The 26,675-nt window shown below is 63.1% G+C and carries 22 protein-coding genes; 14 read left to right on the top strand and 8 right to left on the bottom strand.

The window, feature by feature from the left end; all coding sequences use genetic code 11:
- Positions 1–48: 48 nt before the first annotated feature.
- From AWB78_RS16035 to AWB78_RS16015, 6 genes are all read right to left on the bottom strand, one after another.
- Complete coding sequence (locus AWB78_RS16035; protein ID WP_269768936.1) at positions 49–1,269, bottom strand: lipopolysaccharide biosynthesis protein; 1,221 nt, start codon at positions 1,267–1,269, stop codon at positions 49–51.
- 32 nt (positions 1,270–1,301) lie between these two features.
- Positions 1,302–3,566 (bottom strand): polysaccharide biosynthesis tyrosine autokinase, encoded by a 2,265-nt coding sequence (locus AWB78_RS16030; RefSeq protein ID WP_232477719.1) that lies wholly within the window; start codon positions 3,564–3,566, stop codon positions 1,302–1,304.
- A gap of 56 nt (positions 3,567–3,622) precedes the next feature.
- The gene (locus AWB78_RS16025) at positions 3,623–4,060 is read right to left on the bottom strand and encodes a low molecular weight protein-tyrosine-phosphatase (RefSeq protein ID WP_074173453.1); all 438 of its coding nucleotides are present in this window, start codon (positions 4,058–4,060) and stop codon (positions 3,623–3,625) included.
- On the bottom strand, positions 4,057–4,350 hold the full coding sequence (locus AWB78_RS46525; RefSeq protein WP_157697524.1) for a polysaccharide biosynthesis/export family protein: 294 nt from the start codon (positions 4,348–4,350) through the stop codon (positions 4,057–4,059). The genes AWB78_RS16025 and AWB78_RS46525 overlap by 4 nt, the downstream gene beginning before the upstream one ends.
- The gene (locus AWB78_RS16020; RefSeq protein WP_232477717.1) at positions 4,347–5,399 is read right to left on the bottom strand and encodes a polysaccharide biosynthesis/export family protein; all 1,053 of its coding nucleotides are present in this window, start codon (positions 5,397–5,399) and stop codon (positions 4,347–4,349) included. The genes AWB78_RS46525 and AWB78_RS16020 overlap by 4 nt, the downstream gene beginning before the upstream one ends.
- Positions 5,400–5,666: 267 nt before the next feature.
- Positions 5,667–6,668, bottom strand: coding sequence for a GlxA family transcriptional regulator (locus AWB78_RS16015; RefSeq protein ID WP_062605874.1), 1,002 nt, complete (start codon positions 6,666–6,668; stop codon positions 5,667–5,669).
- A gap of 430 nt (positions 6,669–7,098) precedes the next feature.
- On the opposite strand from AWB78_RS16015, the gene AWB78_RS16010 reads away from it, so the two are divergent.
- Positions 7,099–8,514, top strand: a complete 1,416-nt coding sequence (locus AWB78_RS16010) for an undecaprenyl-phosphate glucose phosphotransferase (RefSeq protein ID WP_062605871.1) — start codon at positions 7,099–7,101, stop codon at positions 8,512–8,514.
- A gap of 243 nt (positions 8,515–8,757) precedes the next feature.
- The gene (locus AWB78_RS16005) at positions 8,758–8,943 is read left to right on the top strand and encodes a hypothetical protein (protein WP_062605869.1); all 186 of its coding nucleotides are present in this window, start codon (positions 8,758–8,760) and stop codon (positions 8,941–8,943) included.
- Positions 8,944–8,979: 36 nt separating this feature from the next.
- Here AWB78_RS16005 and AWB78_RS16000 read toward each other — a convergent pair whose 3' ends face one another.
- The gene (locus tag AWB78_RS16000) at positions 8,980–9,330 is read right to left on the bottom strand and encodes a hypothetical protein (protein ID WP_062605867.1); all 351 of its coding nucleotides are present in this window, start codon (positions 9,328–9,330) and stop codon (positions 8,980–8,982) included.
- Positions 9,331–9,721: 391 nt separating this feature from the next.
- Here AWB78_RS16000 and AWB78_RS46520 point away from each other — a divergent pair, with 391 nt between their 5' ends.
- The 12 genes from AWB78_RS46520 (at position 9,722) to AWB78_RS15950 (ending at position 25,699) form a co-directional block, all read left to right on the top strand.
- Complete coding sequence (locus AWB78_RS46520) at positions 9,722–10,042, top strand: hypothetical protein (RefSeq protein WP_157697520.1); 321 nt, start codon at positions 9,722–9,724, stop codon at positions 10,040–10,042.
- Positions 10,043–10,044: 2 nt separating this feature from the next.
- A complete protein-coding gene (locus AWB78_RS46515; protein WP_157697518.1) occupies positions 10,045–10,215 on the top strand; it encodes a hypothetical protein in 171 nt (56 codons plus the stop codon).
- Positions 10,216–10,356: 141 nt separating this feature from the next.
- A complete protein-coding gene (gene bcsB, locus AWB78_RS15995; RefSeq protein ID WP_062605865.1) occupies positions 10,357–12,618 on the top strand; it encodes a cellulose biosynthesis cyclic di-GMP-binding regulatory protein BcsB in 2,262 nt (753 codons plus the stop codon).
- A gap of 59 nt (positions 12,619–12,677) precedes the next feature.
- A complete protein-coding gene (gene bcsZ / locus AWB78_RS15990; protein ID WP_062605980.1) occupies positions 12,678–13,877 on the top strand; it encodes a cellulose synthase complex periplasmic endoglucanase BcsZ in 1,200 nt (399 codons plus the stop codon).
- Complete coding sequence (locus AWB78_RS15985) at positions 13,877–17,926, top strand: cellulose synthase subunit BcsC-related outer membrane protein (protein ID WP_074173460.1); 4,050 nt, start codon at positions 13,877–13,879, stop codon at positions 17,924–17,926. The genes bcsZ and AWB78_RS15985 overlap by 1 nt, the downstream gene beginning before the upstream one ends.
- A gap of 73 nt (positions 17,927–17,999) precedes the next feature.
- Positions 18,000–19,889: a cellulose biosynthesis protein BcsE gene (gene bcsE, locus AWB78_RS15980; RefSeq protein WP_062605861.1), complete on the top strand. Its 1,890-nt coding sequence runs from the start codon at positions 18,000–18,002 to the stop codon at positions 19,887–19,889.
- A gap of 3 nt (positions 19,890–19,892) precedes the next feature.
- Entirely contained in the window at positions 19,893–20,132 is a 240-nt protein-coding gene (locus AWB78_RS15975; protein WP_062605859.1) for a hypothetical protein, read from the top strand.
- The gene (bcsQ, locus tag AWB78_RS15970; RefSeq protein WP_062605857.1) at positions 20,129–20,896 is read left to right on the top strand and encodes a cellulose biosynthesis protein BcsQ; all 768 of its coding nucleotides are present in this window, start codon (positions 20,129–20,131) and stop codon (positions 20,894–20,896) included. Before AWB78_RS15975 ends, bcsQ begins: the two co-directional genes overlap by 4 nt.
- Entirely contained in the window at positions 20,893–23,448 is a 2,556-nt protein-coding gene (gene bcsA / locus AWB78_RS15965) for a UDP-forming cellulose synthase catalytic subunit (RefSeq protein ID WP_082883318.1), read from the top strand. Before bcsQ ends, bcsA begins: the two co-directional genes overlap by 4 nt.
- Positions 23,449–23,504: 56 nt before the next feature.
- Complete coding sequence (gene bcsG / locus AWB78_RS15960) at positions 23,505–25,061, top strand: cellulose biosynthesis protein BcsG (RefSeq protein WP_062605855.1); 1,557 nt, start codon at positions 23,505–23,507, stop codon at positions 25,059–25,061.
- On the top strand, positions 25,058–25,315 hold the full coding sequence (locus AWB78_RS15955; RefSeq protein WP_063958976.1) for a hypothetical protein: 258 nt from the start codon (positions 25,058–25,060) through the stop codon (positions 25,313–25,315). Before bcsG ends, AWB78_RS15955 begins: the two co-directional genes overlap by 4 nt.
- 120 nt (positions 25,316–25,435) lie before the next feature.
- Positions 25,436–25,699: a hypothetical protein gene (locus AWB78_RS15950; RefSeq protein WP_062605853.1), complete on the top strand. Its 264-nt coding sequence runs from the start codon at positions 25,436–25,438 to the stop codon at positions 25,697–25,699.
- A gap of 41 nt (positions 25,700–25,740) precedes the next feature.
- Here the strand turns inward: AWB78_RS15950 and gcvA are convergent, their stop codons facing one another.
- Positions 25,741–26,628, bottom strand: a complete 888-nt coding sequence (gcvA, locus tag AWB78_RS15945) for a transcriptional regulator GcvA (RefSeq protein WP_062605850.1) — start codon at positions 26,626–26,628, stop codon at positions 25,741–25,743.
- Positions 26,629–26,675 lie beyond the last annotated feature (47 nt).

Raw genomic sequence — 26,675 nt, 5'->3', positions numbered from 1 at the left:
CACGCTTTCGACAGAGAACGTCGGCGGTTAATGGAGAGAGTTGAGCACCTAGGCTTCGGCTAGCCGAACGGCGCAAAGCCTTCGATACATAACGAACTTCCCAACGCAAACAAACGCAAACGCGCAGATTAATGCGACCGGAACCGCGAGCTCGTGCAACACGCTAGCGAATACGAAAAACGCCGCAAGAAACGTTGCGCCGCCCAGAAAGTTGACTGCGATGATGGCGGCGTCCTCTCTGTGAGCGTAGAGTCCGTAGTGCGGCACCATACTCAGGCAAAACAAGCATGACCCCGCCAGCGTCAAATAGAACATCTGCAAATGGGCCATATAGATCGGCTTTCCGATGAGCGCGAGCACTGGTTCAATCGCGATCGCGCAAAGAGTGGCAAGTCCTACCAGCCATCTGACAGTAGCGTCCCGAAACTGATTGAAAGCACGTGCCGTATCTTCTATGTCGCCTCTGCGCACTACTGCGATCAATCGCGGCGATAAGAAGGAAAACACGGCTGCATCGAGAAATCCCATTAGTGCGCCCGCGACTCCGACGTAGAACGTATATACCCCAAGCAATTCGTCGCCAGCGACGAAGCGCTCGAGATATCGATCAGCGGTGAAAAGTACGCGCAGCGCCAAGGTGGCCACGAGTAGCGGGAGCGCCACCTTCAAACCGCGCCTGATCCATGGCCAGTCCACACCCTTTCCGACGGACGGCCAGTCGAGGCGAGCCAGCGTGAACAACGCAATACCGACTGCCACCGCTGTTCCACAGGTCCACGAGGCAAATAACCAGCCTAGCGTACGCACCTCCGGGACGGCGATCATTGCGATCAGAAATACAATGCACCACGCGCCGCTTCGCACGAAGAGCACAACGCTCGCTAAGAGGGGGCGCGACATGGCGATCAGCAACCGATTGAACTCCTGACTAAGATGCTCCAGAATCAATAGCACGAGAAACCACCCAACGGCTGACCAAGGGATTGCCCCTGTTAACTCGATCACGAGGAGAATAGCCGGGAGCGTCATCGCATAACACACCAACAAGAATGCCGCTTGATCCTTCAACAGCCGTGGCCAACGCCCGCGTTCGCTGGCAATCAGCTCGCGAGTGCTATAGGTATAGAAATCGAGCCCAAGGACGAACATCGCATATCCGATCGTCGCGCATACGAGTCCGTACTCGCCCACGTCTTCGGGCTTCATAAATCGCGCGAGGAAGAACAGTAGAACAAAGCGACTGCTCAACGTTGCTCCCCTCAGCGACATGTTCACCAATCGCCCTAACATCCTTGCTTCCTTTAGTCGCCGTTTCTCGGCCCATATTTATAGGTGGTGTAGCGATACATCCCATATTTGTCGCCATAACCATAACGTCCGGTTCGGGAGCGCATACCATTCAAGATGGATCCTCTTACTTGCACACCGTTTTGAGCGAGCCGCTTTCTGCACTCGACGAGTTCGCCAACCCGTGTTTTCCCGGCGCGAGCGACCAGGAAGGTCGTTCCAACCACAGATGCGACGTTGATGGTGTCGGCCACAGCCAAAATAGGGGCCGAGTCGATCAGCACGATGTCATATTGCTTAGAGAACGTACCTAGCACGGTCTTCAGCCGTTCAGAAAGCAGCAGTTCCGCCGGATTCGGTGGAAACGTTCCTGTTGAAACAAAATCGAAGTCACCCGCCACCTCTTTTCTAATGACCTGCTGTGCTTCGAGCCTACCTGCAATGAGATCAGAGAAACCGGGGGCGCGAGAACCTCCGAAGTATTGATGAAGCCGGCCCGCTCGCAAATCGCAGTCGATCAGCAAGACGCGCTTTCCTCCTGATGCAAGTACCGCGGCGAGATTTGCCGAGATAAATGACTTTCCCACTCCCGGCGCCGAACCGGTCAACAAAACGAGATTATTGTTCGATTCAAGCATCGCGAATTGCAACGCGGTTCTGAAGCTTCGAAGACTCTCAATGGCGGGTTCTTCCGGGTTGGCAACGGCTTGGAGGAGCTTCGTTCCACCACGAGAGGGCTTCGACTGGTCCTCACCGTCCATGAACGGAACGACAGCATAAACAGGCAAGCCTGCGTGAGTTTCGATTTCATGCGCGTCGCTCACGCCGTCATACAACACACGACGAAGGAACGCGAGCGCAACAGCTACAAACAGTCCTGCGAAGATAGACGCCAGGATCACGATCGCCTTTTTGGGCTTAACCGGATCGTCAGGCACAACCGCGCTATCGAGCAGGCGAACGTTCCCCACCTTACCTGCCTTAAGCAACTCGAGTTGCTGTACGTTGCTCAGAAGGGCCGTATACAGATTCGTGTCAACTTGAACGTCTCGCGTCAACCGTACAATCTCTTGCTCTCGGTCCGGCAGCAGAGCGACTTTGTGCTTGAGTTTCGCGCTTTGTTCGTTGAGCGCGCCGATCTGTTCGTTGAGAGCTAGAACCTCGGGGTGTCGCTCCGAAAGGTTCGCGAGGAGTGCGATTCGACGTTGCGTCAGGTCCAGCATCTTGGTTTCGATGTCGGTGGACTGCTGGAGCATGATTCTCCCTTCCGCATCCAGATCGATTGATCCGGACCTGGTCCGCATTTCGTTGTAGCGCCGCTCTGCCGTCTCCAACTGCTTCCTAAATGTGGGAATCTGTCCGTTTAGGAAATCGAGCGACTTCTGAGCCTCGGCGGCCTTGCGCTCTACATTTTGTTTCAGATACAGGCGAGCGATCTCATTCATGGTCAGAGATACGCGTTCGGCGTCTGTGTCCTCCCACGTCGCGGAGATGACGTTGGAATCCTTTCCCTGTTCAACGACCTTCACGGCGTCCTGGAGATCTGAGATGGTCTTTAGACGAGCGTAACGCTTAAGCGAGAAGCGCGTACCCGCTGAGCCGTCGATCTTATCGACAAGGATCCGGACATCTCCACGAGGCATCGCGATCGTGCTTAACTTTCCAACCTCGGCTTCGATCGGTGAAGTCAGATCGCTTCCTTCCAAACGATAGCTGCCGTTCTGAAGCGCCACGACTGTGAATTTGTCGCCCTCGAAGTATTTTGGGACATCAAAGACTGCGACCGAAATCCGCTCCTTCCCCCACGCATATCCGCCACCGGGAAGCACATTCCACGCAGGCAACGCATCGGAATGACGAGCGATCCATCCACCAATTATTGGGAAGTACTGCGGCTTCGCCTCAACATAAAGAGCGAGATTGTCCGCAGCCTGACCGATGATCATGCGGGACTGAAGAATCTGGATTTCACCGACAGAGGTCGACTTAACGTTGAATAGCGAAGATACGTCGCCGAGCAAGCTCTTAGCGGATGAATCAACGTTGTCCTCGACTTGAACCAGAATTGATGCTTGGTACACCGGCGTCGCAAGGAATGCGTAGATGCAGGCAGAAACAAAGAAGGTCGCGACTACGCAGACGATCAATTTCTTACTCGCCATGACCGTGTCCAGGAAAGTCACGAGATCGATATCGTCGTCTTGCTCCTTAGCGGGCCTATTTGAACCATCCTGAACGTCCCTCATGTCGGGACGCTTGACGATGTTGCTGTTGTCCAATTTTTAAATTCTCTTTTCTAGGAAGCTGATTCATCCACCAGCCTCGAACGTTCCGATCAATTCAGTGCTTTTATGCGCGCGGACCATGCCTCGACCCCGCGCTCGATCAACTCAAGGCACGCCTCGAATCGAGTGCGGTCTTGACGATACGGATCAAAGATGTCAAGTCCGTCGAACTCCGCGAGCCGATAGACTTTCCCCCGCGTGAAGGGATAGCGTTGCTCAATTGAAGATTTCTGAGACTTATCCATTGCGAGTATCAGCTCACTATCCGCACAAAGTGCCTCAGTAAGCGGTTGTGCGCGGTGTGCCCAGATGTCGATCCCTCTTTCGGATAGCAAATCTTGAGCGAGACGATCCGCCTGATGCCCGATCAACGCACCGAGGCCAGCCGATTTCACTCTGAGTTGCGGAAGTCTGTCCTTCAAGAGACCGGCAGCCATCGGACTACGACATATGTTTCCAATGCACACGATCAGTACGCTAGTGATCACTTGGCCACCACCGCGCCAGTCAGTGCAGCATTAATCGCCGGAAGCAGAAGAGTCAACACTCGATTCACGCTAACCAGATCGGTCGCATCGACATATACAACGTCATCGGGGTGAAGCTTAAATCGGCCTGCTATCACCATGGCTACAGGAGAACGTGCATCAAGGTAAAGAATTTCGGGTTGTAAGTCCGTTGCGCCACGAACGACATATAACTGACGCGGATTGGATGTGGCTGCATTCAGGCTGCCAGCTTGCGATAGTGCGTCCGCCAGTGTGAGTACTCCAATCACTTCGTCACCACCGCGCCCGTAAGTGCTGCATTGATAGCCGGAAGCAAGAGCGTCAGCACGCGATTCACGCGAACGAGATCCGTCGCATCGACATAAACAACGTCATCGGGTTGCAGCTTGAATCTACCCGCCATCACCATGGCTACAGGCGAACGGGCATCGAGGTGAAAGACTTCCGGTTGCGCGCCCTTCGCGCCGCGAACGACGTACAACTGACGCGGATTGGACGTCGCCGCATTAAGGCTCCCGGCTTGCGAGAGTGCGTCTGCCAGCGTGAGAACTCCGTCCGGCTTGGGTATCGCCGTCGTCGGCTTGACTACCTCACCCATGACGTATGCGCCGCTTTCCTCTCGGGACATGACCCGGAGGACATCGCCGCTCCTGAGCATCAGACTCGCGGGATCTTCTCCATGCGCCAACAGCGCGGGAATGTCGACGGCATACGTCCGGCCGCCTCTTGCGAGCACCAGGCGCGCCTTGTCGGCATTCGGTGTGAAGCCTCCGGCACGCCCGATTGCTTCGATGAGGGTCATCGGCACGTCATTGAGTTGCTGCGTGCCGGGCGCATGAACCTCTCCGTCGACGAACACCCTTCGGGCACGAAACGACGCGATTCTTACCGTGACTTGCGGAGAGCGAAAGTATTCGGCGAGTGCGGCTCTGAGGCGCGTCTGGATCTCACCCGTACTCAGCCCCGAAACCTTTAGTCGCCCGACATAAGGAAACTGAATGTACCCGTCCTCATCCACCACCACGCCTTGTGGAGGATCTGCAGGACGCGGTGCCGCGGTCGGCTGCGATCCCTGCGCCGCAGCGAGTTCCGGATGGTCCCATACGATAACCTGAAGAACATCCGCAGGTCCGATCTTGTATGCGGTAACAGGTCCAGCCAAATCGACGGCTACCCGTTGAATGTCTGCTTCCGTGCGACTCGCTTGCAATGCCACAACTTTTGCATCTATTTCCGTGATAGGAACAGAAGCATCGTTAGCGCGTTGTGCGCTCGACAAGGATTCGCTCTCGTGTTTCATCGCGGACGGTATTTCCATGCCGGGCGCGACAGCGCAACCCGTCTCCAATACAACGATGGAGCACGCCAACGAAAGGGATAACGCACGCCTAAAGCGCGACATGCACACGCTGGAAATCTTTAAAACGTCGAACACAGGTCTTCTCTTTGTAGGCTCAAAGTGAGAACTCTTCCCAAGCGGCACGTTCCCACTCACTTAACTTGCGCGCGACTTGCTGAATAGGATTCCTATCTGCAATCGCCACGATATTTCAATTCAAAACGATAGAAACACGCACCGGTTGATTCAGCTTGTTCCCGACGTACGCCGACTCGCCAGCCGGTACTCCGTAGGGGACATAGCAAACCGCTGCCGAAAGATTTTGGCAAGTCGATCGCCGGCTCCAAAACCTGAACGTCGAGCAACTGTGCCCACCGGCAATTCCCTCCGCGTGAGCAAATGACAGGCTTTCTCGAGGCGCACCGTCGTTAAAAACTCAGACGGCGTCATCTGCATTTCCTCCTTGAAGCGACGGAGAAAATTGCGTTCACTCATCGCTGCGGTTCTAGCCAGTTCGGATACTGTGATGACCTTTTCGCAATCCTGGCGCATGCGTTGAACCGCATGACGAATGGCGTCGCTGACGGGTTCGAGCGCGGTCTCGTTCGACGCGCGCTCGGCAGGCTCCTCGGATCGAGCCATCAAACGATCAGCGACGCGGCGAGCGGTTTGATGGTTCGATGCCTGTACGAACGACAGTGCAACCGACAGAGGTTCGTCGATTGCTCTAAGGCGGGCTTGGACCGAAATGAATGCTGCTGATTCACGATCCTCAACGTCAGGATCAGGTCGGTGGATGTCGTCGGCTGGAATGCCAGCAGCGTTCAAGACCAGACGCCCTTCCCCACACGCATACAGCAGGCGCGTTTCACGCGAGAGATCCCTTACCCAGGACAGAGTGCTCTCATCTTGCGCCGCTACAGTCGCTCCGACGCCGCCGGCAATAAACAGCGCATCGAATCCAGATGCATAACGTGCATCGAAGCTATGCGTAGAGACGCGCACGCCCGATGTCGATGATACGGCGCCGCCATGAGTCGACAAGAGGCTGACGGTGAACATGCTGAAGTCATGTTCCGACGAAGAATGCAACCGGTTCGCCAGATTGAACACCTCTGCTATCCCACTGACATCGAGTAGAGAGAAGTGCTCGTACAGAGCTATCGCCACGCGCTGCTGCGTTTCTGGACGCTTTGCGACCTCACGCTTGAATTCAGATACCCCGCGCCCATCGGTAAAACCTTCCATGTTGGCCCACTGTCTTCGGCAGTTTTTGTTCGTGGCGAATCATAGTCTCAATCAGCCAGCTTGTCCGCCATTCGTCCGAATCCGACACAAGATCGTCGGAATCTACCAAGCCGAATGATCGTTCGTCGTCTTTTCGCAACGCTTATCAAACTGACAAACGTTTGGCAACTTGTGAGGGTCTATTTATTTCGATAAGTTCGTCGCCGAATTACTGACTGTTACAGCTAATCACTACGCGTTCAGACTCGATTCGTCTCGCACAGGCTGGACGCGTAGTTGTGTTTCCGAGCATTGCCATGACTAAAAGTACACAAGGCATGAAAGCAAGAGGGCAGTTCGTCGACACGCAGAAGTACTTAAACGCCAGAGAAGACAGCGACAGCGCCTCAGTGAATGAGCTCGAGGGTCTTTCAGTTGTGTCGCTACGTAAATGAATTCAATCAAGACGGCCGCTCCGCGTCAGGAGCCTTTCAGCCTGGCGGCGCTACTACTGCGCATCATCGACACGGGAATAGTGATCGCAGGCGCTGCACTCGCCTTCCGGATTCGGTTCGAAGAGGCGCAACTGCCTGAATTCGAATTGGCTCTGACTGTGTTTGTCGCAGCGGTTTCGCTTGCCCTCTTCCCTTCATTCGGTTGCTATCAATCGTGGCGAGGCCGGTCCAAACACCGCCTCTTCTCCCGCATTGCGTTAGCGTGGCTGGTCACGCAGATCGCGGGTGTCGTTCTGGTGTTCATGCTGCATCGAACCGGTTCGGTCTCGCGATTGTGGGCGATGTATTGGACGGGCATCACCGGAGGCGGGCTGATCTTCTTCCGGGTTGCAATGTATGCAGTTCTACGCCGGTTGAGGCGCGAGGGAATGAGCCTGCGTCAGGTCGCGATTGTGGGTGACGGTTTGCATTGCCAGCGCGTTCTCGCCACGATTGCAAGCTCGCCTGGGTCCGGATTTCGTACTGCCGCAGTCCTGGCACTAAAGTCAACGTTCAGACCCGGCACCGGCGACATCGAGGTCTTCATGGAATTCCAGGACTTCGTTCGACGAGTTCGAGCGCGCGGGATTCAAGAGCTTTGGCTCGCCTTGCCGCTGTCGGAAGAGAAGACCATCTTGCGATTCGTCAATGAGTTTCGACACGAGCTCGTCAATATTCGCCTGATTCCAGATGTCCAGAGCATGGCACTTTTCGATGGCGGATTGGTTGATCTGATCGGAACGCCGGCGATCAACCTCGCGGCTTCGCCATTGGCCCCGCACGCGCTATTGAAGAAAGAGATATTTGATAAGCTGTTTGCGTTTCTTCTCCTGATCTTCCTGTCACCTTTGCTTGCCTGCATTGCGATTGCAGTCAAGCTCTCGTCGCCGGGTCCCGTGCTTTTCACTCAAACCCGCAAGGGCGCTGACGGTCAGACCTTCAAGATCTATAAGTTCCGATCGATGCGAGTACATGGCAACGGTGCAGGAGGCGTGCGTCAAGCAGTGCGCGGTGATGCCCGTGTCACGCGCGTGGGGGCATTCCTCCGTCGAACGAGCCTGGACGAGTTACCTCAATTCATTAACGTTTTGCGTGGCGAGATGTCGGTGGTGGGTCCGCGTCCGCACGCCATTGAACACGACGATCTATATCGGGAGATCGTGAATAACTATATTCACCGCTATCGGATCAAACCCGGAATCACGGGATGGGCGCAGGTGAATGGGTTTCGAGGCGAGACCGACCGGGTCGAGAAGATGCAACGTCGGGTCGAGCACGATCTCTATTACATAATGAACTGGTCGTTCGCCCTTGATATGCGTATTGTTTTCTATACCGCCCTGCGCACGCTCGGGGATCAGAACGCCTATTAGCGACAATCGTCGGCCAAAACGCTGTGCGACTGGTCATACGCTTATAACGACTGCAGCAGTCGTGCGACATCCGCGCGCAGACCGAATCTTATCGCCGAATAAGATGGCCGAATGTTAGTCAGCAAACCTTTGCGGATGCGCTCTACTCTTTCCGGAGCTACGAGGTTGTCTGGCTGATTCCAGAGCTTACTTCTGGATGGAGATCGGGCGAAGGGCACGCAGGATGCGCCTGAATTCCGCGTCATGTTCAAGCTCCTGTCGCGCAATTCTTACGAGAATATCTTGGCGCTCAATCTGATTGGATCGGACGACGCATCGAAAAAAGGCGCCCTGATAAGCTTCTCCGCCGACTTCTGGTCCATAACGGCGGAATGCTTCGAATCATCGCGCCGCGACGGCGGCACGACAGGTCCAACGCCATGGCGATAGCCAATGCAGCGAACAGCCCGAGACAGGCATCGACGCCTATGAATTCAGGATCTTCAACAGATCTTCCAAGTTCGCGTCGGGACAACGCTTCGCCAGCAGGCTATAGAAAATCCTGTCGTACGCGGCACCATGTTGCGGATCGAACTCGTCATAGTGCCCAAACTGGGTCGTGACGGTCGCCTCAGCGGCAAGCTCCGCCGCGGCAAAGATGGCCCTGACACGATGCTTATCCATCGGCGCCTCGGCCGGGGCCTTGCGTGGGGCGACGACCCACGCACGGTTGCCCTCATTGCGATGGCCACGTCTTATCAAAAGCGAAAGACGGCTTATTGCGTGAAGGGCGATTCTTAGGGTCGCGCCGAGAAATTCGCTGCGGTTGGCTTGCATGCGCAAGGGCCGCGAAGCACCAGGCGAAGATTTGAAAAGTGTGCCGTCGCTCATTACATTGCTAGCATGAAGAACGCGGCCTAAGCGAATAAGACCGCCTAACGAGGGCGAAACGCCTTATAAAAAAACCCCACCGTGCGGTGGGGCGATATAGCGTACCTAGAGCCCTATCAGCAATCGGTCGTGCGCGCTTAGGCACGTCCGTACTGGGTAATCGACTTATTCTTCTTATTTGCCGAAAACCGCTCACACCTTAGCATACTGATCATCGTGATAAAGATGACCAGATTGTGATTCCAGGCGCGTGTAGCGCGACTGCAACGGTAATCGTTTGCGCGGAGTCGTCGCACTTTAGGGCTATAGACAAAGTCGGGCACAGCACCCCACGCGCATGGATCGCCGCGATGCTGAGGACGAGTTCGCCACCACGCGCTCGGGCGCTTCCAAGGCTCGTCGTGTTTCGAATTCATTGCGGGACACGCTTCAAGGCAATTCTGACGAGAATCAACTCAATCTTTCATGCCTCTCGGCCGCTCACTTTTTTAATCCACCAAGCATAAAGATCCGCCATCCCGTGCCGATATACCGTCTGATGCACTGGAAGATCAGGTCGTTTTCCGGGCAATTGCAGGCGGCGCGCACGCCAACCCTCGGCACGACGGTGCTCATCCATACGAGACGCGGACCCGATGCCACGCAAGCGGCCCGCTGACCATGCCCCAGGTGATAGCGCAAATCACGATGGCGATCGTCACTGCCGCGCTGCCTCTGACGTTCCAGCGAGCCGCGATTTCGTCCCGCGAATGGCGCAACGCGAAGAAGCCGCGCATCGGGCCGCTGCGTTTGCCGGTACGTGATTTCGCGGCAGAAAAGGACGGACGCTGAGTGAATGATGATTTGGCCATGTCGAGACGTGGCCTTTTACGAAGGATGCGCGGGGTTGATAGAAATGCTTGCTATTTATACGATGCTTGCGACCGTAGCGAGACACGGTACGCAGTCGCGATACTCAAACAAGACTCGTCGATGAATACGGTCCGCTCGCTCTGTCTCTCCCTGGCGACGGCTATCGGCGCACTGTACGCCGCCGCGTCGCCTGCCGCCGCCGCACCTTCGCAAGTGTCCGCTGCCATCGCCGCCAGCGATGCGCAATCGATCCGCGTGCCCTTCTCGGCGCTCGGCGCCTATGAGCCGCTACGGCTGCGCGGTCTCGAGGACGCGCGCTCGGTCGCGCTTGGGGTGCGGCTCGATCGCGTCGTGACCGGCGCGCGCCTGCGTCTGCGCTACACGTATTCGCCCGCGCTCGCATTCGCGCTCTCGCACATCAAGGTGTCGATCAACAACGAAGTGATCGCGACCGTGCCCTTCGACAAGGAACACGCCGGAACGATGGTCACGCAGGACATCCCCGTCGATCCGCATCTGTTCACCGACTACAACCAGTTCGGCCTGCGCTTCATCGGGCATTACACGCTGGAGCACTGCGAGGACCCCGCCAACAGCGCGCTGTGGGCCGACGTCAGCCCGACGAGCGAATTCATCCTCGACACCGCGCCGATCAGACTGCCGAACGATCTCGCCCTCCTTCCCGCACCCTTCTTCGATGCGCGCGACGTGAGCCGCCTCACGCTGCCGTTCGTGCTGCCCGCATCGCCCGACAGCGCGACCTTGAAGAGCGCGGGCGTGCTCGCCTCGTGGCTCGGCGCGCTCGCCGATTATCGTCAGGCGCGCTTCCCGGCACGCACGACGCTGCCGGCGAACGAACACGCGGCGGTCATCGGCACGCGCGCGCAGTTGCCTGCGGAATTGTCGGCGCGCGGTGCGCTGCCGGACATCGACGGCCCGACGATCTTCGTCACCGACAACCCCGCATCGACAGACCGCAAGCTGCTCGTCGTGACCGGACGCACCGCGGCCGAAGTGGACGACGCGGTGTTCGCGCTGGTGCTCGGCCGCGCGGCAATGTCGGGTGCGTCGGTCAAGGTCGCGCACGTGGACATCGGCAAGCCGCGCGAGCCCTACGACGCGCCGCGATGGCTGCCCACGGATCGCGCCGTCGCCTTCAAGGACCTCATCGGCGACCCGTCGCAACTGCAAGTCGCGGGGGGGACACCCGAGCCGATCCGCCTCAACCTGCGCGTGCCCGCCGACCTGTTCGCCTGGAACAGCGCAGGCGTGCCGCTCAATCTGAAGTACCGCTACACCGCGCCGACGGTGCAGAACAACTCCACGCTCGCCGTCGACATCAACGATCAGCTGGTGAAATCGTTCCGCCTGCCGGTCGCCCGAACCGACGACAGCCAGGGCCGGTTTCAGTTGCCGATCCTCTCCGGCCTGAACAGCGGCTCGGCCAGCGCGCTCGACATTCCGGCGTTCCGTGTGGGCAGCTCGAACCAGCTGCAATTGCGCTTCAATCTGGATTCGCAAAAGACCGGGCTGTGCGCGGGCGTGCAGAACAATCCGGCACGCGCGGCGGTGGACCCGGATTCGACCATCGACTTCTCCGGCTTCGTGCATTACGCGCAGATGCCGAACCTCGCCTTCTTCGCCAACAGCGGCTTCCCGTTCACGCGGGTCGCGGACCTGGCGCAAACGGCCGTCGTGATTCCGGATCGTCCGACCGATGCCGAGCTCGAGACGATGTTGACGATGCTGGGTCACATGGGCCAGTGGACGGGTTTCCCGGCACTGCGGGTGACGATCGCCCGTCCGGCCGACGTCCCCGGCCTCGCACAGAAGGACCTGCTCGTGATCGGCGGCACGTCGTCCTCGCCGGTGTTCGCGCGCTGGCGCGACGCGCTGCCGCTGTCGATCGGGAGCGTCGGCGAGGCGGCCTCGAAGGATGGCATCGCGCGGGCGTCGTTCTCGGTCGGCGAACGCTGGCGCGACGGCAAGCTCGTCACGCACGGCGGCGCATCGCTCGATCAGAGCGGACCGCTCGCCGCGCTCATGGGTTTCGAGGCGCCGGGCACGAAGGGACGCAGCGTCGTCGCGCTGGCGGCGACCGGCGATGGCCGCCTCGCCGATCTGCTCGACGTACTCGAAAGGTCCGACCGCGTTTCGCAGGTGCAAGGCGACGTGTCGCTCGTGCGGCGGGGTGTCGTCGATAGCATGCGCGTCGGCGATACCTATGTCATCGGCTATGTGCCGTGGTACGCGAAGCTGTGGAGCTTCGCGGTGCGGCACCCTGCCCTGCTCGGCGTAGCCGGTGTGCTGGCGGGTCTGCTGCTCGCGATCGCCGCGTTCACGGCGCTTCAGGAACTGGCCGCGCGCCGCAAGGGTATCTGAGCGATGGCGGGTCTTCTTCTCTGCCGCGTGGCGGGCACGGTCGCCGGAGCGTTTGAATGATGGCTCGGGTTTCTCCGCGCGCGCTCTGCGCAGCTTCGATCGGCTTTGTGTTGAGTGTCGCCGGTGCAAAAGCGTTCGCGGCAAGTGTCACGGACGACACGCCGCGCATTGGGTCGACGGCCGATCGTCCGCTCGTCTGCGCATCGTCCTGGATGCGTTGGGAAAACTTCAAGCGCGACTTCATCTCGAAGGACGGCCGCGTGATCGACGTCGGCTCAGCCGATGCGCGCACCGTCTCCGAAGGGCAGTCATACGCGCTCTTCTTCGCGCTGGTGGCGAACGAACGCGCAGTCTTCGACACGATCCTGCACTGGACCGAGGACAAGCTCGCGCAAGGCGATCTCACCTCGCACTTGCCCGCCTGGCTATGGGGCCGCGACGACGCCGGCCAGTTGCGCGTGCTCGATGCCAACCCCGCATCGGACGCGGACCTGTGGATTGCCTACGCGCTTCTCGAAGCAGGCCGCGTGTGGGGCGAGCGCAGCTACACGGCACGCGGCGCGATGCTCGCGACGCGCGTGCTCGACGATGAAGCGGCCACGCTGCCCGGCCTCGGCCTCACGCTGCTGCCGGGACCGACAGGCTTTCATCCTGCCGCCGACACGTGGCGCGTCAATCCGAGCTATGGGCCGCTGCAGGTGATACGCGGCATCGGCACACGCCTGCCTGGCGATGCGCGCTGGCCGCGTCTCGCCGCGACGAGCGTGCGCATGCTGATCGACACCGCGCCGCGCGGCTTCTCGCCCGACTGGGCCATGTATCGCGCGAATCAGGGCTTCGCGGGCGATCAGCAAACGCAGGCCGAGAGCGCCTACAACGCGATACGCGTGTATCTGTGGGCCGGGATGCTCGGCGAAGGCGACGCCGCGCGAACGGAACTGCTCGAACATTTCGCACCGTTCGCGGCCCATATCGAGCGGCACGGCGCGCCGCCCGAGCGCATCGATACGCAAACCGGCAAACCCGGCGAGAACGACGGCAACGCGGGCTTCTCCGCCGCCGCCGTGCCGTTTCTCGCCGCACGCGGCGAGCGCGCGCTCGCGGATGCGCAGGCGGCGCGCGCTGAGCGCGAATCGGCGCCCGGTTACTACACGAGCGTGTTGACGCTTTTCGGGCTCGGATGGCGCGAAGGCCGCTTTCGATTCGCGTCCGATGGCACGCTGAAGGCCGCCGCGCTCGAATGCGGAGCAGGTCGATGATGCGAGCGCCACGACTGAAGCGGAACGCGATCGGCGCGGCGTTCGCATCGACGAGCTTCGTCTGCGCGGCGCAATGGGCCGCGATGTCCGCGCACGCGATGCCGCCCGCCGTGGGCGCGTCGAATTCATCGCCTTCGCAAAAGGCAGGCGAATTTGCGCAGGCGGGCTTCGCTTCACGCCCATCGGCTCAGGCAACGCAAGCGCCCATGCCGCCCATGGCCGCGCGCCTTTACGACACCGCGCGTGTCTGGTCCAACAAGCATCGCGATGACCTCGCGCTTCAAGCCATCGACAAGGCGCTGTTGATCGCACCGGGCGATCCGCGTCTGCTCGCCCAGCTCGCGCTCGCGCAATTGCGCCTCGGCAAGACGCAGGCTGCCCAGGCGGCGCTCGCGCGCATGAAAGCAGGCGGCGCGGATGGCGCGCTCGTCCAGCAGATCGACGACGAATTTCGCGTCGCCGGCAGCGGACGTCAGGAGATGGCGACCATCCGCCTGCTGTCGCGCAGCGGCCAGACGCAAGAGGCCGCGCGCCGGCTCGTCGCGTTGTTGCCGCATGGCGCGCCGTCGGGGGCGCTGGGCGCCGAGTACTACCAGATCATCGCGGCGACGCCGGCGCGCCGCAAGGAAGCGCTCGACGCGCTGCATCGCCGTGTCGCCGCCGACCCGGCGGACGTGCACGCCGCGCTCACGCTCGCGCGCCTGCTCAACGCGGACAGCGCGACGCGCGCCGAAGCGAACCGCATCGCATGGAATCTCGCGACGCGCACGGACACCGACCGCAATGCCGCGCTCGACGCCTGGCGTCACGTGCTGGAGTCTGCGGGCGCGGACACCGCTTATCTGCCGGCGTTGCGCGCGTACCTCGTGCTCGTGCCCGATGACGCCGAATTCCGCGATCGCGCCGATCAGCTCGACGCGCGCATCGAGGCACAGCGCCGGCTCGAACGCGATCCCGACTACATTGCGCGGGAGCGTGGGCTGGCTGCGCTCGCGCGTGGCGATCTCGCCGCGGCGGCGCCGCTGCTCGCACGCGCCGCCGCCACGCGGCCGGACGATGCCGAAGCCGTCGGCGGCCTCGGCCTGCTGCGCATGCGCGAAGGCAGGCGCGATGAAGCACGTCCGCTGTTCGAGCGCGCCGCGGCGCTCGCGGCGGACAATCGCGCGAAGTGGCAGAGCCTCGCGCGCACCGCGCAACTCTGGGGCACGCTCGCCCGCGGCCGCGAGGCGGCCAACGCGGGCAAGCCGCGGGACGCCGAACGCCTCGCGCGCGAGGCGCTCTCGGTCGAGCCGGCCAGCGCCGACGCGAAGCTCCTGCTCGCCGATGCGCTGCTCGCGCAAGGCGACTGGCGCGCCGCCGAGCCGATCCTGCGCGCGCAGCTCGCCGGCCGCGAGCCGAGCATGTCCGCGCTGCGCAGCACGCGCACGCTGCTCGAACACACCGGACGCGCCGATCAGGTCGAAGCGCTCATCGATGCGCTGCAAAGCCGTTTCACCGCCGCCGACGATCGCCAGAGTCTCGCGCAAATGCGCGCCGAACTCGTCGCGAGCGAAGCGCAGCAGCTCGTCGCGCGCGGGCAGAACGGCCCGGCGGCGCAGAAGTACGAAGCGTCGCTGCGCATCGATCCGGACCAGCCGTGGACCCGCTTCGCACTCGCGCGCCTCTATCAGAATCTCGGCCTTCCGCAACTCGGCCGCGCGGTCATGGACGACGGCCTCGCGCGCGCACCGGGCGCGCAAATGGGCTATGCGAGCGCGCTCTACCGCAATTCGCTCGACGATCTCGCGGGCGCGCAAGCCGCGCTTGCTTCCGTGCCCGAGTCCGAGCGCAGCGACGCGATGCGCGCGCTCGCCCGCAACCTGGACGCGCAACAGGCGCTCGCCTCGGCGCGCGCCGCATTGGCAACCGGCGATGCCGCCGCCGCGCGGCAATCGCTCGAAACCGCGCAAAAGCTGGCGAAAGACGATCCCGACATGCTCGCGTCGATCGGCTCGCTGTACATCGATCAGGGAGAGACGCAACGCGGTCTCGCGCTGCTGGCGGACTGGATGGCCGCGCATCCGGAGCAGACCGATACGGATGTGCGGCTGCGCTACGGCGATCTGCTCGGCAGCGCACGACAGGACGACGCGCTCGCGGCCACGCACGCCAAACTTCGCCGCGATGGCGGGCTCACGCCGCGTCAATCGGAGCGTCTCGAGGATCAGGCGCTGCGCCTCGCGCTGCGTCAGGCCGACGAAGCGATCGACGCCGCGCGCTATGACCGCGCCCGCGCCTTGCTCGATACGGTGAGCGACGCCGGCCGCCGCGACAAGCGCTATGCGTTCGAACTGGCCGATCTTGCACGTGCTCAGGGCCGCTATCACGAAGCACGCGCCGTGCTTGCGCCTGTCCTCGCCCGCACGCCCGACGATCCCGAAACGCAGCTCGCGTTCGCACGCGTGCTCGGCGAAGGCGGCGCGCGCGAGGAAGCCCTTGCCATCGTGCATCGCGTAGCCGACGCCACGCCGCCCGACGACGTCGATACGCGCCTGTCCGTCGCGCGGCGGCTGACCGCGCTGCGCCGCCCGCAGGAGGCGAACGGCATCACGCAGGCGCTGCGCGTCGCCTATCCGGCGCGTGCGGACGTCACCGTGCAGGCGGGCCGCGTCGCCGAAGATCTCGGCCAGTACGACGCCGCCGCGTCGCTGTACCGGCTGTCCGTCGAACAGGAGCGCGCGGCGGGTCTCGCTTCGGCAAACGGCCAGAGCTTCAGCACGCCGGCCGGCGCAATCCGTACGACGCCCGGGCGCGCCGCGCTCGACGATCTCGAGCAGCGCCGCGATCCCGAAGTGGAGACGGCGTGGATCCCCGCGTACAAGTCGGGCGATGCGGGCGTGTCCGAATATCACGCCCAGCAGGTGCCGGTGTACGTGCAGATTCCGTATCGCTATGACGGGCATTTCTTCGCACACGTCGATGCGGTGCATCTCGACGCGGGCACACTCGACACGAGCTGGGTGCCCAATCCGGTGGACCCGCTGGTGCCGCCGAGCGTGCCGTACGCGGTGCAAACCTTCGGCACGACGTCAGGCTTTTACGACGGCAAGCCGGATTCCTACACGAAGCTGCTCAAATACCTGGATGGCTCGCCGGTCACCCAGGGCGATCTGCATCAGCACGCGAACGGCCTGGGCGGCGGCGTCGGCTACACATCGGACGCGTGGCGCGTCGATCTCGGCTCGACGCCCATCGGCTTTCCGGTGCATTACCTCGTCGGCGGGCTGCGCTATCGGTTCGACGCGGGACCGGCGAGCCTGTCCGTCTCGGCGTCGCGTCGCGCGGTCACGAGCAGCGAGCTGTCGTATGCGGGTCTCACCGATCCGCTCACGCACACCGTGTGGGGCGGCGTGCGCCGCGATGGCATCGACGTGCACGTAGGCGCGGACATCGGTCAGGTGAGCACCTTCGCGGATCTCGGCGTGGGCGAGCTGACCGGGCGCAACGTCGCGAGCAATCAGGAGTTCATCCTCAGGACCGGCTTCAACGTGCCGATATACAAGCAGGCGACGATGCGCGTGCTGACCGGTCTCGTCGGTAACGCCTGGCACTACACGGACAATCTGCGCTACTACACGTACGGGCAAGGCGGCTACTACAGCCCGCAGCGCTATCTCTCGCTCGGCGTGCCGGTGGAGTGGCTCGGGCGGCGCGGTGGCTTCACGTGGGACGTGACCGCGACGGTCGGCGTATCGAACTCTTACGAGAAGGACTCGCCGTATTTTCCGAACGGCCTGCCGTCGGTGGCGGGTCTTGCGCCGCTCGCGGATCAGTCGGGCAACGTCTTCAGCGGCAGCTCGACGCGCGGCGTCAGCTTCTCGTACGGATTCGCCGCCGTCGTGCAGTACCGCGTGAATCCGTATTTCGTCATGGGCGCGCGCCTGAACATCGACCATTCGCATGACTATGCGCCGAGTTCCGGGATGATCTACGCACGCATCGCGTTCTCCGCGCGCAAGGACGATTACCGCATCAGCCCGACGCCGGTGCGTCTCTATTCGAGTTATTGAACGGACGCCAGGACATGCTTCGGACAACGCCCGCGCGCGAGACGCGTCATCGATTGCAGGAACGGATTTCAGCGTGAGCAACGACTCCAACCGACCCGACGGCGCATCGCGCGCCTCGCCTTCACGATCCGCGCCGGATGTGCTGACCGCGCTATCGAGCTTCGTCCGCGCACGCACGGCGCGTGGCAGGCGCCCGACCGGCCGTCTCGCCGTCGACGCGCTGCCCGTCGATCTGGCGACGCTCATGCCGGGCGCACTCTACGCGGTGCACGTCGCGCCGCGCTCGCCCGAATGCGACGCGCTCATCTGGGCCAGTGCACGCGCGGCAAACACGCGTCATGTGACCGTGGTGCTTGCGCGCGAACGCGCGCAGGCCGCCGCGCGCCTGCGCGAACTGGGCTTCTCCGGCACGACCGCGGCTGGCTGGCCGCGCCGCCTGAACGTGCTCGCGATGACGGACGATGGAGCCGCCGACGACACGCAGCCGCTCGCGCTCGCGCGTCTCTTCGGCGGGCTGCGCGCGCTCAAGCGCTTCGGCTTTCGCTCGAATGCGCTCTATCTCGTCGAAGGCGCCGAGCGCTGGTTCACGTGGGGCGATCCGGCCGCGCTCGCGCGCGAGGGGCGGCTGCTCGCGAACTGGTGCGAAGCGCGCGGCATCACGATGGTGTTGCTGCTCGGCCCGCACGCCGGCGCGAGCGAGACCGGCATCGACGAATCCTTCGGCCTGGACGACGCGGTCGCGTCCGCCGGGCATGGCGAGCTCAATGGCGCGTGTTCCGGCGTCGCGCGCATCAGGCGCACGCACGGCGAACTGCTGTGGCAGGTGGACTTCTGGCGCACGGGCACGGCGCTCATGACCGGCGATGTGCGCCCGCTGCGCTTCACCGACGACGGCCGACTGACCGTCGCGCCGCACGAGCAACCGTCCGACACGCATCATGCGGTGCGTATCGCGTACGACGAGCAGCGCGTGGTCGTGAGCCGCGCGGTAGTCGGCGACGAGCCGTGGGTGCCGCGCGAGTGGGAAGTGCTCGACGATCGCGACGCGGTGGTCGCGGCATGCGAGGTCGCGCGCGGCGCAACCGTCGTGCTGGCGCATCGCGACGGCTCGCAACTGGAGGCGCTGTGCGCCGCCGTGCATCTGTTGAGACGCCGATGCGGCCGGGCGCTCAAGATCGCGGTGGTCGAACGCGGCGAGGTGCTGCGGCATCAGTACGAGCTGCTCATGTTGAGCCTCGGCGCCAACCTCGTGATCGGGCGCGACGTGCCGTTTTCGCGCATCGAATCGCTGCTGCAATCGCTGCAAGGCCAGCTCTATACGCGACCGCTGATGTCCGATTACCGGACCGCGCTCGCCGCATCGCTCGCGGAGGCCGCGACGGGTTATCTGAGCGTCGGCGCGTTCTGCGCCCATGCGAACGGCGCCTTCGCGCGCGGCGCGATGCTGCGCCTGCCGCATGTGCTCGTCAAGCTGACGTTGCCGCCTACGCTCGCGCACGTCGACGCGCTCGCCCAATGCCAGCCGCGCCGCGCGGGCGATGTCTTCACGGCTGATGCAGCGCATCTTTACGTGTTTCTGTTCGCCTGCCGTCTCGCCGATGCCGAGGCCGCGCTCGCACGCATCCTGAACGGCCCGGCGACGCACATTGCGACCGAGGTCGCGTACCTGGCGAACGAGGATATCGCGGCGGAGCTGAAGGCGCTGGAGGCGTCCAACCGGCGCTCGTCCGCAGCCGACTACAGCGATCTTTTCACGACGCGCGCGCCCGCCTCGCCGGAGCGGGCCACTGCGTCAGAAGCCGAGCCCGAACCCGAATCCGTGCGCCGCGCGCGCGGCGAGCTCCACGCGCTGGAGCAGGTTCTGCAGGCAGAGGCATCCAGGACCGCGCAAGGCGATGCCCCCTCGCCCGCCGCGCGCCGCGCCGTGCCCGCGCGCATGCCGCTCGCCGCTTCGAGGAGGTGAACCATGGACATTCTGCTGATTTCCGTTGTGCTCGGCGCGCTGGCCGGCGTGCCCGCGTGGATCGTCTGGCAGCGCGGCGGCGCGCGGCGCGGCATGGCCGCCGCACGCGACTTCGATGTGCGCGACGCAGTGCCGTGCCGCATCGAAGCCGTCGCGCTCAACACGCGGCTCGTGCCGGAAGCGGATGCGCCGCCCACGGCATCGGCCTCGACCGATTCCGCGAAAGCCGAGGGCCGCGCATGAAAACCATCGCAATCGTTTCGACGGCCGGCGGCGCGGGCCGCACGATGCTGGCCGCGTCGCTCGCGGTGCTGCTCGCGCGCCGCGGACGCGAAGTGGTCGCGCTCGACTTCGATCCACAGAACATCCTTGGCAGCTGGCTCGGTCTCGATACGCTCGCGAGCGATGGCATCGCGCAGGCACTGATCGACGTGTCGCACGTCTGGCATGCGCACACCTGGCGCAACGACGAAGGCGTTCTCTTCGTGCCGCATGGACAACTCACGCTTGCCGAGGCTGCCGCGTGCAGCGCGCGCCTCGCCGCGAACCCTCAATGGCTCGCAGGCGCGATCAGCGAGATCGGACTCGCGGACACGGGTGTCGTGCTGATCGACACACCGCGCTATCCGTCGCCGCAGGCCGATCACGCCGCGCGCGCGGCCGATCTCGTGCTGTGCGTGTGCCCGCCCGAGCCCGCCGCGTGTGCGACGTTCGTCGCGCACCTTCCCGCGCTGCGTGAGTCGTGCGCCGATGTGCGGCTCGTCGTCAACCGGCTGAATCCCGCGCGCGAGATGCAACGCGACGTGCTCGCGATGCTGCGCGTCGCGGCCGGCGGCACGCCCGTCGCCCAGCGCATCCATCTGGACGCGGCGATGCCGGAATCCCTGGCGCGCGGCGGCTGGCTGTTCGACGAAGCGCCGCACTCGCAGGCCTCGCACGACCTGCACGGGCTCGCGCAACACGTCGATGCGTGGCTGCCCGCGCACACCGCGAGAGCGCCGTCATGACGCAAGACAACCGCCGTGAGCCGCGCGCGGAACGCCCCCGATTGCGCGAGCGCGCCATCGGCTGGATCGCGCGCGGTTTCGGTCTGCCCGACGAGCGCTCGTCGCTCGACTGGTGCGTGCGGCTCTTTTTCAAGCCGCCGCGCGCGGGCCGGCGCGATATCGCCCGGGACCTGTTGCGCGCCTTCGTGCTGCGCTGGGCGGCCGAATGGGGTGTCATCGACGTGCACAGCCCGCTCGAATGGCTGCTGCGCGCTTTCGTGCAGCCGCCGCGAGCCGATGCGAACGCCAGAAACATCCCGGCGCGCGTGCACGCCGTATTGAACTTCGTCGAGCGCGTTCTTGCGCCGGCGGTCGTCACGATCCGCTGGTGCCGGCGGCGCGTCGCCGCTGCGCTCGACGCATTGCCCTGGACGCGCTGGGGCGACTCACTCGAAGTCGGCGTGCAGCGCATCGGCCGCGCACGTCTGCTGCTGCCGGTGCTCGTCGGCGTGGGCGCGCTGCTCTGGATGTTCGTCGGCACGTCGCCGCTCGCCGCCGGCGGCCAGTTCGTGTTCTTCGCCGTGCTGACGGTCTTCGCGCTCGCGATCCGCCGTCTGCCGGGCCGCATGCCGGTGCTGATGCTCGCCGCGCTCGCGCTGCTCGTGATGGCGCGCTACGTCTGGTGGCGCACGACGCAGACGCTCACCTTCCGCACGCCGGGCGAAGCCATCGTCGGCTATGCGCTGTTCGGCGCGGAGGCCTATACCTGGATGATCCTGCTGTTCGGCTTCGTGCAGACCGCGTGGCCGCTCGAGCGCGCGGTCTCGCGCCTGCCCGACGATCCCGCCGACTGGCCGAGCGTCGATGTCTACATTCCCACTTACAACGAGCCGCTCAGCGTCGTGAGGCCGACGCTCTTCGCCGCGCAGGGCATCGACTGGCCCGCGGACAAGTTGCGCGTCTATCTGCTCGACGACGGACATCGCCCGGAGTTCGAGGCGCTCGCGCGCGAGGCGGGCATCGGCTACATCACGCGCGACGACAACCAGCACGCGAAGGCGGGCAACATCAACCGCGCGCTCGCGAAGACTGAGGGCGAGTACATCGCCATCTTCGACTGCGATCACGTTCCGACGCGCTCCTTCCTGCAAGCGACGATGGGCACGTTCTTCGCCGATCCGAAATGCGCGATGGTGCAGACGCCGCATCACTTCTTCTCGCCCGATCCGTTCGAGCGCAATCTCGGCACGTTCCGCCGTGTGCCGAACGAAGGCAACCTGTTCTACGGGCTCGTGCAGGCCGGCAACGACCTGTGGAACGCGACGTTCTTCTGCGGCTCCTGCGCGGTCATCAAGCGTGCGCCGCTCGAAGAAGTCGGCGGCATTGCCGTGGAGACGGTGACCGAGGATGCCCACACGGCGCTGAAGCTGCACCGGCGCGGCTATACCACCGCCTATCTGCCGACGGTGCAGGCCGCGGGACTCGCCACCGAAAGCCTCGCGAGCCACATCAAGCAGCGCACGCGCTGGGCGCGCGGCATGGCGCAAATTTTCCGCATCGACAATCCGTTTCTCGGACGCGGCCTCGGCTTCTTTCAGCGCCTGTGCTATGGCAACGCGATGCTGCACTTCTTCTATGGCATTCCGCGCCTCGTGTTCCTGACGATGCCGATGTGGTACCTCTTCTTCGGGATGTACTTCATCAACGCCGCCGCGACGACCATCGCGAGCTTCGTGCTGCCGTATATCGTCATCGCCAACGTGGCGAACTCGCGCATGCAGGGCAAGTACCGCCATTCGTTCTGGGCGGAGGTGTACGAGTCGGTGCTCGCCTGGTATATCGCGCTCCCCACGACGATTGCGTTCTTCAGCCCGAAGCACGGCAAGTTCAACGTGACCGACAAGGGCGGACGCATCGAAGAAACCTATATCGACTGGGTGATGAGCAAGCCCTATCTCGTGTTGCTCGGCGTGAATGCGCTCGCGATGGCAGTCGGCCTCTACCGCCTCGCGGCCGACGCGGGCGAAGAAGGGCCGACCATCCTGATGAACGTGTTCTGGACCACCTACAACCTGGTCATGCTCGGCGCGGCGATGAGCGTCGCGCGCGAGGCAAGGCAGGTGCGGGTCACGCACCGCATCGCCATGCGCATGCCGGCGATGCTGGTGCTCCCCGACGGCAGCACGGCCGCATGCACCACCAGCGACTACTCGACGGGAGGCCTCGGCCTGATCGTGGATGCGGGCTTGTCGCTGGAGCCGGGCGACACGCTCGGCGTGGTCGTGAGCCGGGGCGAGCGGCAATTCCACTTTCCCGTGCGCGTGACGCGTCTCGCGGGCTCGCATCTGGGCGTGCGCTTCGATGCCTTGAGTCTCGATGACGAGCGCCGTCTCGTGCAATGCACGTTCGGGCGCGCCGACGCATGGCTCGACTGGGACGAGCGCACCGACGAAGACGCGCCGCTCAAAGGCCTGAAGGAAGTGCTGTCGATGGGCGTCGAAGGCTATGTGCGGCTGTTCGACGGCGTGCGCCGCGCGCTCGTCGCAAAACTCGCGCTGGACCGGACGCCATGAGCGATGTACCGCGTGCCGGACAACCCGATGCATAAAAGCGCTAAAGAGATTCGAAGATGACGTTCTGGAACCTGTATTTCATCATCAAGCTGGCTCTGTTTTCGACGGGTCATCTCACGCCTTTGTGGCTGGCCAACATCGGCTTCGCTGCCGCGCTCGCGGCGAGTTCGCCGCTGCGCTCGCGTGTCTGGCGTGCGATGCGGCTTCTGGCGGGTCTTGCCATCGGCTTGCCGCTCATGTACCGCGAGGCGAACGTGCCGCCGTTCGCGCGCATCGTCGAGGAGTTCGGCAACCTCAGGACCTTCAGCTTCGGTTACTGGCTGGAACTGCTGCCGCGCTTCCTTCCGCCGATGCTGGTCGTCATCGCGCTGGGCGGACTCGTGACGTATCTCATCGTCAACCGCTGGCTGCGCGTTGCGACCCTCGTGATGATCGCGCTCGTCGCGCTGCCCGTATGGCACGGCGCAAGCACCGTCCTCGCGGGCATGCATGCGAACCCGCAGGCCGCATCGACGGCTCCGGCGAGCGGACAAGCCGCGCCCCGCTCCGATTACGACGCCGCCCTCGCCGCGTTCCGTGCGGCCGAGTCGCAACGTCAGGTCGCGTTCGGCCATCTGGCCAGCGATTCGCAGGCCCAATTCGACGTGATCGTGCTGCATATCTGCTCGCTCTCGTGGGATGACCTCGATGTCGCGAAGGCGCGCAATCACCCGATGCTGTCGCACTTCGACTATCTCTTCGCGAACTTCAGCACGGCGGCCAGCTACAGCGGGCCGGCGGCGATCCGCGTGCTGCGCGCATCGTGCGGCCAGCAGGCGCACGCGGACCTGTACAAGGACTCACCCGCGCAGTGTCATCTGATGGCGGATCTCGCCCAGGCGGGCTACACGCCGCAGGTCACGTTCAACCATGACGGCCACTTCGACAACTTCACGCAGATCGTGAAGGACAATCTCGGGGTGCCCAACGTGCCGTTCATCCCGAACACGGCCGCGCCCGTCGCGATGCACGCGTTCGACGGCTCGGCGATCATGGACGACTACGGGACGCTTTCGAACTGGTATGCGCAGCGCGCGAAGGTGCCGGGACCGGTCGCGCTGTACTACAACACCATCAGTCTGCACGACGGCAATCGCCTGCCCGACAACAAGCTGTCGAGCATCGATTCATACCCGATCCGGGTGAACAAGCTGATGAGCGACTTCGACCGCTTCGCGGACCTGATCCGGCAATCGGGCCGGCGCGCGGTGATCGTGTTCGTGCCGGAGCATGGCGCGGCGTTGCGCGGCGATAACAATCAGGTTGCGGGCCTCCGCGAGATTCCGACGCCGAGCGTCATACATGGGCCGGTTGGCGTGCGCCTCGTGGGCTTCAATGGCGATCATGGACCGACGACGATCATCGACCGGCCGACGAGCTTTCTTGCGGTCGCACAACTCGTGTCGAACCTCGTATCGAACAGCCCGTTCAAGCCGGGCGTGACGCTCGCGCAGTATGCGGCCGACTTGCCCGAAACGCCGATGATCGGCGAGAACGAAGGGACGGTCACGATGAAAACGGCGACGGGTTATGTCGTGAAGACGCCGGATGGCGTATGGGTCGATCAGAAATGAGCAAGGAAACCGGCGCACAGGGCCGTTCGAAGCCGGCGCGTGGCCGGCATGACGTCGCCACGCTCGCTCAACGCGTGAGCGGACTGGACGCGGAGCGCTATTTCGATGCTCAGGCGCAGATCGAATATCGCGGCGCGCTTGACCGCTGGCCGGTTCTCGCGCGGTTGATGAACCTGGCGCAAGCGTCGCCGGAACAACACACGCCTGCGGTGGCCGAGACTGAAGACGAACGCGCGGATCGAATGCTTCGTTGATCGGCGCAATGGAACCGAACCCTCTCGCATATACTGTTTGAGTATTTCAGGGACTAAAGCGATCGTTCGTTTTTACGACCGTTTCCGACATGCAGTTCGCTCACCGCGCGAGGAGACCGCATGACAGCCCATGACTTCTCCCAGTTTTCCTGGGACGAACAGGAAGACGTCAAAGCCGTGCTTGCCAATCGGGGACTCGAACTGCGTGACTTCCAGATCACGGACGATGTCGACATTCCCGCGGGCAACAAAACCGGCGCTACGCGGCGAATCTCCGTCACGCGAATCGCCAACGGCAAGAAAGCGATCTACGACACGGATCACTTTGCCCCCTGGCTCACGGATTTCGCTGAAGCGCTCGAAGCAGGCGATTTCGACGACTGAGCGAAAACGCTTCACGCCGCCGTCATCGACGGCGCATTCGATCACTCCAGTTCCTCGAACAGCCAGTCCTGAAAGCTCTTCACCTTCGGCAAATCCACCGATGACTTGAGCAGGTTCAGCGTATAGCCGTTCACGCTCAGACCGTCGAAGCCGAAGGGCGCGATGAGCTTTCCCGCGTCGAGCTCGCGCTGCACAAGCAGCAGACTTTCCAGACACACGCCGACGCCATCGGCGGCCGCGCTGATCGCCATGAACGAGCGATCGAAGCGCGGCCCGCGCGAAATATCGAGCGGCGTCTTTCGATGCATGCGCATCCAGTCGCGCCATCCGACGAGGCAGTTCTCGCTGTGAATCAGCGTGTGATGCTTCAGATCCGCCACCGTGCGAATCGGGTACGCGCCTTCCATGAGTTTCGGCGAACACAGCGGCACGATGGTCTCGGACGGCAGATCGAGCACCAGCGTGCCCGCCGGCTGCAGCTTGCGCGCGCCGTAACGCAAGTCGACATCCACGGATGCGCGCGTCAGATCGACAGGATCGTTCGACGCATTCAGCCGCAAATCGATATCCGGATGCCGCGACGAAAAGCGCGCGAGCCGGGGCATGAGCCATTGCGTGGCGAAGCTCGGCGTCGAATGCACGGTGAGGATGTCGCTCTTCGCGACGCGCCCGATGTCGCGCGTCGCTTTCTCGATGCGCGCGAACGCCGCGCCGATCTCTTCGGCGTAATGCCGGCCGCTGTCCGTGAGGATCACCGCGCGATGCACGCGATGAAAGAGCCGCACGCTCAATTGCTCTTCCAATAGCTTGATCTGATGGCTGACCGCCGAAGGCGTCACGAACAATTCATCTGCTGCAAGTGCGAAAGAAGAGAGCCTTGCCGCAGCCTCGAATGCCTGTATGGACTTGAGCGTGACGCGATTGTGCATTGCAGTGATCGGATGAATTGAATTCAACGATAGGCCACTTTAATTCG

Origin of the sequence: Caballeronia calidae (genome assembly GCF_900044055.2) — a bacterium.
Classification (GTDB): domain Bacteria; phylum Pseudomonadota; class Gammaproteobacteria; order Burkholderiales; family Burkholderiaceae; genus Caballeronia; species Caballeronia calidae.
The sequence above is the reverse complement of the archived record's forward strand: the minus strand, read 5'-3'. Positions and strand labels throughout refer to the sequence as shown.